The organism is Pantoea sp. ME81 (assembly GCF_903970985.1).
GTDB classification, from domain to species: Bacteria; Pseudomonadota; Gammaproteobacteria; order Enterobacterales; family Enterobacteriaceae; genus Pantoea; species Pantoea communis.
Window position 1 is genome coordinate 1 of the sequence record NZ_CAJCKS010000201.1, and the last position, 7,888, is coordinate 7,888.

The 7,888-nt window shown below is 54.1% G+C and carries 7 protein-coding genes and 1 pseudogene; 1 reads left to right on the forward strand and 7 read right to left on the reverse strand.

What is annotated here, in order from left to right; translation table 11 throughout:
* The 6 genes and pseudogenes from H7A81_RS23790 to H7A81_RS23815 all read right to left on the reverse strand — a co-directional run.
* Window positions 1–122: pseudogene (locus H7A81_RS23790) on the reverse strand (branched-chain amino acid ABC transporter substrate-binding protein); the annotation flags it as partial.
* Window positions 121–1,413 carry an ABC transporter ATP-binding protein gene (locus H7A81_RS23795; protein ID WP_255479031.1) on the reverse strand — a complete coding sequence of 431 codons (1,293 nt, stop codon included), beginning with the start codon at window positions 1,411–1,413 and terminating at the stop codon, window positions 121–123. The gene H7A81_RS23795 and the pseudogene H7A81_RS23790, both read right to left, overlap by 2 nt.
* A 3-nt stretch (window positions 1,414–1,416) precedes the next feature.
* Window positions 1,417–2,382 carry a BMP family protein gene (locus H7A81_RS23800; protein WP_237449345.1) on the reverse strand — a complete coding sequence of 322 codons (966 nt, stop codon included), beginning with the start codon at window positions 2,380–2,382 and terminating at the stop codon, window positions 1,417–1,419.
* A gap of 44 nt (window positions 2,383–2,426) precedes the next feature.
* The gene (locus H7A81_RS23805; RefSeq protein ID WP_182058908.1) at window positions 2,427–3,551 is read right to left on the reverse strand and encodes an LLM class flavin-dependent oxidoreductase; all 1,125 of its coding nucleotides are present in this window, start codon (window positions 3,549–3,551) and stop codon (window positions 2,427–2,429) included.
* Between the two features lie 18 nt (window positions 3,552–3,569).
* Window positions 3,570–4,373, reverse strand: a complete 804-nt coding sequence (locus tag H7A81_RS23810) for an alpha/beta fold hydrolase (RefSeq protein WP_182058909.1) — start codon at window positions 4,371–4,373, stop codon at window positions 3,570–3,572.
* A gap of 218 nt (window positions 4,374–4,591) precedes the next feature.
* Window positions 4,592–5,479 carry a LysR family transcriptional regulator gene (locus H7A81_RS23815; RefSeq protein ID WP_160867672.1) on the reverse strand — a complete coding sequence of 296 codons (888 nt, stop codon included), beginning with the start codon at window positions 5,477–5,479 and terminating at the stop codon, window positions 4,592–4,594.
* Between the two features lie 300 nt (window positions 5,480–5,779).
* Between H7A81_RS23815 and H7A81_RS23820 the strand changes: the two genes are divergently transcribed.
* Complete coding sequence (locus tag H7A81_RS23820; protein ID WP_370529981.1) at window positions 5,780–7,189, forward strand: NAD(P)/FAD-dependent oxidoreductase; 1,410 nt, start codon at window positions 5,780–5,782, stop codon at window positions 7,187–7,189.
* 38 nt (window positions 7,190–7,227) lie between these two features.
* Here the strand turns inward: H7A81_RS23820 and H7A81_RS23825 are convergent.
* Window positions 7,228–7,888 (reverse strand): sigma 54-interacting transcriptional regulator (locus tag H7A81_RS23825; protein WP_182058910.1); only part of this gene is annotated, 661 nt, incomplete at its 5' end.

The window sequence follows — 7,888 nt, forward strand, 5'->3', positions numbered from 1 at the left end:
TTGTAAGCCGCCGCAATAGCCTGCACAGAGGCGTAAGCGTACAGGGTGTAACCTTCCGGTTCGAAGCCACTGGCGCGGAACTTCTCAATCACCGCTTTGCCATCCGGAATGGTGCGCGGGTCATTTCACCGCTTCAGCGGCGGCCAAGTCCAGCCCGCGCGTGGGCTGGTACACCACGATGATCGAGGCATCTTGTGCCATGGCACGCGCAACAACGATTTTTTGCTGATTACCGCCCGATAACGAACGGGCCGGGCTGGCGTGTGAATGGGTACGGATATCGGATTGGTCGATCATTTCGCGGGCGCGCTGCGCAATCGCTGAATGGTCGAGTAGCCCGAAGCGGCGATAGTGTCCCTGCATAATGTCGGGATAGAGCAGATTGTGAGACACCGGCAGATCGAGGGATAACCCTTCGTGATGACGGTCTTGTGGCACCAGCGCCAGCGTTACCTGTGCATCACTGCGTTGAATTTCACCGCTGTCCGGAACAGACTCCCCGGCCAGTAGCGCAAACAGTTCGCTTTGACCATTACCTTCCACACCCGCTACGCCCACCACCTCGCGCGCCGCTAAGCTGAGGTTAATGTCATGCAAACCCGGCGAGCCGCTGCCCGGGCGTACATTCACCCCTTGAATCTTCAGCTGTTCTCCGCCCGCAAGACGCTGCGCGCCCAACCGTGTGCCGCTGCTGACAGTGCGGCCCACAATTTTTTCGACCAACTGTTCTGCGCTGCACGCCGCCGTCAGTCCGCTGCCGTTGGTTTTACCGCGACGCAACACCGTATAGCGATCGGCGTGGGCCAGCACTTCATCGACGTTATGCGTCACCACCGCCACCGCCGTGCCTCTATCACTGATGCGGCGCAACGTGGCGTAAAGTGCGCGGATTTCAACCGGCGTAAGAATGGTGGAGGGTTCATCCAGCAAGAGCACGCGCGTGTCATTCACCAGCGCCTTGAGGATTTCCACGCGCTGCTGTAATGCCAGCGGTAAATGCCCCACAATCGCGTTAGGGTCGAGATCTACGCCATAGCGTTGCATAAAGGCGCGAATCTCTGCGTGACGCCGTAACGTTTTTCGCTGCACGCCTCGCGCCACCAGCGCCAGATTCTCGGCCACGCTAAACGGTGCTACCAGCTTGAAGTGCTGATGCACCATACCAATACCATTAGCGATGGCATCTGCCGGTCGCCGATGAATCACCTGCCGTCCGCCCATCAGTACCCCGCCAGCGCTGGGTTCGTGCACGCCGTACAGAATGTTCATCAGCGTGGATTTGCCCGCTCCGTTCTCCCCCAACAGCGCATGAATCTCACCGGGAAACAGCGACAGTGACACGTTCTCCAGCGCCACGAAGCCATTGGGATAGCGCTTCGAAACATGATCGAGTTCGATAAGCGGGCTGCTCATGCGCTACTCCTCAATCTTAACTTTGCCAGACTTCAGGTCAGCGATGACCTGGAACACCTTGTCCTGCACTGATTTATCAACGTGCGCAAACGGCGTCGAAAGCGTCCAGCCATTGGTGGAGAGGTTCTCGGTGATGATGCGGTTACCTAATTGGTGATCGGCATAGTGTTTGCCAATATCCGCATAGGATTTTTCAAAGTTCATCACCGTTGAGGTCATGATTGAGTTCGGGAAGGATTTCGATTGATCGGTGTAGGAACCGATGGTCAGCACGCCCTCTTCATCCGCCGCCTGCTGGATACCCGCGTCGGCGGTATCCGCAGAAGGAATCACAAAGTCTGCACCGCGTGCGATGGCGCCAGTGGCGATCTCTTTGGCACGCGCAACATCGGTAAATGAACCGACATAGGCAGAATCCACCTGCACCTTCGGGTTCACGTAGGCAGCACCTTTCTTGATGAACTGCACGGTGCGTTCCGCAGACGGAATAGGTTCACCGCTGATCACCGCGATGTGCCCGTTTTTGCTGGCGCTGGCGGCTAATGCGCCGAGCACAAAGCCGTATTCATCCCAATCCACGGACCACGCCGAATAGTTTGGCAAGTTGGCGGTAGACCCCTCGTAGGAATACAACACGAACTGGGTGTTCGGGAACGATGGCGCGACTTCTTTGATGGCCGCTGAATATCCCGAAGAGTGCGCGATGATTAACTTCACGCCATCGGAAGCCAGTTGACGTAATACCGACGGAGCCGCTTCATAAGTGGTGTGCTCAAGATAGCTGGGCGCAAAGCCCTGTTTATCCGCCATGGATTTAAACGCGGCATAGCCCGCCATATCCCAGGAACCCTGTGTCACCGTTTGCGTGAACAGACCTGCCACGCGCGGTTTGCTCTCATCCGCCTGAATTGCACTGCTCGCCAATACCGCAGCCACAGCAACAGCCATCATCATCTTTATTCTCATCATTTGACTCCCGGTAAAGTGATTTACGTTTTGGCAGGGGAATTCCCCTACGAAGCGGTCATGGATTTTTGATAGGCGCGTGCATGGGTATTCACGCCGTGATGCTCCAGCACTTCCAGCACGTCGGTACCGACAATGCGCAGGTCATCGATAAAGTCCGGCACGATCACCGTCACGCCATCCAGCTGTGCGCCCTTCACAATCGCTGCCAGCTTGTTGCCGATGGTTTCTGCTGACCCCACCAGCGCGGCACGCGTCATGGAGTTACGCTGTTCCCCCTGCGAAACAAAGCGCTGCGCCATGGTGTTCTGTTTAAAGCTCTTATCACCGGAGTACTCGCGTGTCTGATTATCAAGCGCGATGGTGTCGACACCGGCGTCATACAGCGCCACACGTTCACGTGCTTCTGCATCGGTGGCGCCCGGTACGATGGTGAACAAGCCGTAGGTTTTGAAATCCGGTTTGCCTTGCTGCAATGCCAGCTCTTTGGCACGCAATCCGGTTTTGATGAAATCATCATGATCGGAACCCAGCATAAAACTGCCGGTGCAGTGCTCCATGGTGAACAGGAAACCGCGATCCGAAGCGCCCGCGCAGATAATCGGCGGCGGCGAAACCGGTTTAGGATTCGACATGCAGTCGGTCAGCTGATAATGCTTGCCCTGATGATCGACACGATCCTCGGTCCACAAGCGCTTCAGCACCGTCAGCCACTCAGCCGCCAGTTCATAACGCTCGGCGTGGTCGAGATCCATCCATAAGCCCATCTGTCCCTGATCGGTTGGGTTCGAACCCGATACGATGTTGAGGCCAAAACGTCCTTTGGAGATTTGATCCAACACGGCGCTCATTTTGGCTACCACCGCAGGGTGAAACACCATGGTGTGCACCGTGCCCCAAACACCAATCCGGCTGGTGGCTTCGGCCAGGCCCGCCATGGTGGTTAAACTTTCCAGCGTGACATCCCAGTGTTGCGAAGGACCGCCGTAGCCGCGCCACTTCGCCATCGACAGGGCAAAATCAAACCCCAGTTGCTCCGCCAGAATCGTCACTTGTTTGTTGTAGTCGTAGGTGGCTGGCAGCTGCGGGCTGGTGGTTGAGGTGATCCAGCCGCCGTTGCCCACCGGCAGAAACACGCCGAATTCCACATTGCGTTGATCAGATTGGCTCATGTGACACTCCTTCATTCATTACGCTGACGCGTGAATGCCCGCGAGAAACTCGAGCGTAATTTGGTTGAATAATGACGTTTCGCTTTCGGAGAAGCTGTGGCCACCCTGTGGCACAATTTTCAGTTCTGCGCCGGGGATGTGTTGCGCGAGAAAACGCGACTGATAGGGCGGCGTCAGGATGTCATCCTGTGCACACAACACCAGCGTTGGCGTTTGAATGGCTGCCAGTTGCGCGGTGGCGTCATGCGCCATGATGGCGTCGATACGGCTGAGCACCACATCACGAGCGGGAAAGCGGGTTGCTGAGGCCAGCAGTCCCGGTGACAGGCTCTCCGCATGGGTTTTGATATGCTCAGGCGGATACAGGAACAGCGCACTACCGTGCACATACTCTTCCATAGTGCTGCCGAGCAGCAACGCACGGCGCATACGGAAACACCAGTTAAAATGACTGTCCGATTTTGCCCAGCTGGCATATTGCACCATGCCGGAAAGCAACTCAGGATGGCGCGAGGCCAGCAGCTGACCAATCGCGCCACCGGTTGAATGACCAATCAACGCAGGTCTCTCCAGTTTCAGTACAGTAATCAGCGCCAGCAAATCCTCGACCAACGTGTCGATACTGTATGGCCCGGCTGGATGATCTGAGCTGCCTGCACCGCGTTGATCGTAAGTCACCACGGTGTAGTGCTGGGCAAAAGCCGCCAGTTGCGGCTGCCAGTACGCGGCCGTGCCGCCGAGTCCTGACACAAAAATAAGCGCCGGACCTGTTCCCTCGATGTCGTAATGCGTTCGAATTCCGTTAGTCATGATGTCCGGCATGTTTTTCCCCTGGTTGGCGACAAGCATTCACTTCTGGTGTGTAAACTCTGCGATTGAAAATAAATACCACGCAATTTCGGGCTATCCGTAATATCGAATGCAGCACGCTGTGTTGCCACTTTTAGAACACCAAAAACCAACGCATTAACCCGGTCAATTTCCTCGATTTTTAATTTATGGATAAGGGAAAATTATGACGATAACGGATGAATTCATGTTTAATTGAATTCCCGACACACATGTTTAAGGAATTGGTGAGCAGCAAAAGAGAGTGTACGGTCACGATGGACACATATTTCAATGTTGGCGGATTCCATTGCTTCATTATCAATGGGGATTGCACGCAGCATATTTTGTTCGATTTCGCGGGCAGCAATCTGCTTCGGACCGATGGTCAGTGTACGCCCGGCGATCGCCATAGCTTTGGTGAGTTCCAGGTTGTTGGTATTCACGATCGAGTGCGGATGGAGATGCAGGCTGCGCGTGACTTTATCGAAGGTTTGTCGCATGCCAAAACTGGAGACCGGCAGCGCAATCGGATAAAAACAAATATCTTCCAGACTCAGGGATTGATGTTGTGCCAGGGGATGACCGGGTGAAACCAGGCACTGAATGGGTGCAGCGCAGCGTTTAATCACTTCTATTCCAGGGCGGTCACCCATGTTAAACACAATACCAATATCGATTTCATCGCGAATAATCGCTTCTATCGTGCGGTCGGACGATTCACTATTAATCGAAAACTGTATCGCCGGGTAATTTTCATTAAAGTCCGTCATGATGCGCGGTAAAATCGCCTGCACCACTGCTTCAATCACCCATATTTTGACTTCACCTTCACGCAAACCTTTTAAATTCTTTATCGACTCATGAATACGGTCGAGATCGCGACACATCTTACGCGTGAAACCTTCAAGCAGTGTCCCCGCTGGTGTTAATCGAATCCCTGTATTGGTGCGTTCCAGCAACATCACACCCAGTGTGTGCTCCAGTAGTGCAATCTGCCGACTGATAGCGGATGGCGCAACGTGCAGGCGGTCTGCGGCACGGCGTATCGATCCCGTCGCAGCGACTTCATTGAAATACTTATAGGTATTGAGGTTCACAGCTTTCTCCAGCAAGTCACGGCATTGATCGCTGGTGATGATGCAAGAGTTATTCCAGGAACTGACCTGCCCACTCGCCATCGGCTTACACAAAACAGGGTTGACACGGATTTTACAAATCGAAATAATCTGAATACATCATGTATACATGAAATATACCTAGAAACATAAGTCACACATTTTTTAGCAATGCGTAACGTCGCTATCTGGCCCGAATTCAGGCAGCGCAGGCAATTTTTAGAACAACTTATCTGCATCGAGGAGTCTTTTTTCATGGGTATTTCCAGAAGGAAATTGTTGGTGGGCACAGGAATCGGTGCCGGAGTCATTGCCGCGGGCGGTGGCGCAACGCTGTTGACAGACAATCTGCCGAACGATCCTGAATCGTTACTGCGCATTGATGCACTGCCTTCCGATGACCCCACGCCAGGTTGGTTCCACACCAGCCAGAAGCGTATTCCTAAGCCCGCGCTGGTCGGTGATGCCAAAGCGCCATGGGTGGTGATCGGCGGCGGTTTTGCTGGTCTGGCAGCCGCGCGTCGTCTGGCGCTGAACTTCCCTAACGATCAGGTGATTCTGGTCGAAGCCCAACAGGTTGGTTTTGGCACTTCTGGACGTAACGCGGGTTTCCTGATCGACGTGCCGCACGACATCAGCGCACCGGATTACATCGGCGATAAAACCGTTGCCCGCAATATCCTCAATCTGAACCAGACCGGCCAGCGCATCCTGAAGGACCTGGTGGAGGAGCATAATATTACCGACGCGCATATGCGCCACTCCGGTAAATATCAGGCAGCCGTTGAAGACAGCGGCATGGCGGTGCTGGATGCCTATCGCGGTGGCCTTGAAGCTTTAGGTGAGAAGTGCAAAATCATCGAAGGCAGTGCGCTGAAAGATATTTTCGGCACCAGCTTCTATCGCAAAGCGCTCTATACGCCGGGTACCATTCTGGTTCAGCCTTCAGGACTGGTGAAAGGTCTGGCAGACAGCTTGCCGGAAAACGTCACCCTGTATGAAGATACTGCCATCACCGCGGTTGAGTATGAACCGCAGATCGTGTTGCATCATGCGACCGGCCGCATCACTGCCGATAAGCTGATTCTGGGCAATAACGCCTTTGGTACCCACTTTGGCTTTGGCCCACGCACCATTTTCCCGATTTTCACCTACGGCAGCCTGACCCGCCCGCTGACCAAGTCCGAGCAGGACAGCATTGGCGGTGAGGATTTCTGGGGCATTATTCCAGCGGACCCGTTTGGCAGCACTTCGCGACGTACCCATGACAATCGCATCCTGATTCGCAACAGCTTCAGCTTCAACGAAGATGGACGCCATAAGCCGGGCTACACCGAGAAGTATCGTCAAACCCATCGCCAGTCATTTGAACGTCGCTATCCAACGTTGAAAGATGTGCCTTTCGAACACACCTGGGGCGGTGGCCTGGGGATGACGCGCAACGGTTCCAGCCTGTTTGGCGAACTGCGCAAGAATGTGTATGGCGCGCTGGGCTGCAATGGTCTCGGCACGGTACGCTGTACCGCCATGGGCACCATGCTGGCCGACTGGCTGGCGGGTAAACGCAACGATACCATTGATTACCTGCTGTCACTGCCGAAGCCAGAGTGGAATCCGCCAGATCCCCTCCTGACCATGGGCGTGAACTTCACGCTGCGCCGTGGGATGCATAATGCGGGGTTAGAGGCGTAAAATGGATAAGCTGCATTCCGCGTGAATGCAGCCTTTAATCAAAGGTCCAACGCCTTCATCTTACGCCACAGGGTTGTTGTACTGATACCAAGTAGCTTCGCCGCTAGCGCGCGATTTTTATTACTCTGCTTCAAAGCTTGTCGAATTCTTGAGGCTTCATCGAGTTCATGCTCAATTTCATCCCCCATCAATGACATGCGTGCCGAATCCTGCAATGCCAGTAAAAGCATGGGCATATCCACTTGCTCGCCTTGCGCCATCACAGCAAGTCGCTCGACGATATTGCTGAGTTGACGAATATTTCCAGGCCAGTCCAGTTGGCAAAGATGAGTTAACGCGGCCGAATTGAGACGAATGTTCGGCAGTTTTTGTGACTGGATGATAAACGCGATCAGCTCTGGGATGTCCAGTCGTCGTTTTCGCAAGGGTGGCAAGAATAAAGGCAAGACGCAGATACGATAGTAAAAATCCTCACGAAAACGGCCCTGACGTATTAACGCGGGAAGGTCCTTGTTACTGGCGGTAATAATGCGGATATCTACCGGCGTGACTTTGCTATCGCCAATGCGCATGACTTTACGTTCCTGGATGGTACGTAAAAGCTTTAATTGAATTTCAGGAGAGGTTTCGCTGATTTCATCTAAAAATATTGTCCCGGTATGAGCCATTTCAAACATCCCGGCTTTGCCTTCACTTAAT

What these genes read in the sequence shown, in the direction of transcription:
- H7A81_RS23795 (WP_255479031.1), bottom strand. Translation starts at nt 1,413, where the DNA reads ATGAGCAGCCCGCTTATCGAACTCGATCATGTTTCGAAGCGCTATCCC.
- H7A81_RS23800 (WP_237449345.1), bottom strand. Translation starts at nt 2,382, where the DNA reads ATGATGAGAATAAAGATGATGATGGCTGTTGCTGTGGCTGCGGTATTG.
- H7A81_RS23805 (WP_182058908.1), bottom strand. Translation starts at nt 3,551, where the DNA reads ATGAGCCAATCTGATCAACGCAATGTGGAATTCGGCGTGTTTCTGCCG.
- H7A81_RS23810 (WP_182058909.1), bottom strand. Translation starts at nt 4,373, where the DNA reads ATGCCGGACATCATGACTAACGGAATTCGAACGCATTACGACATCGAG.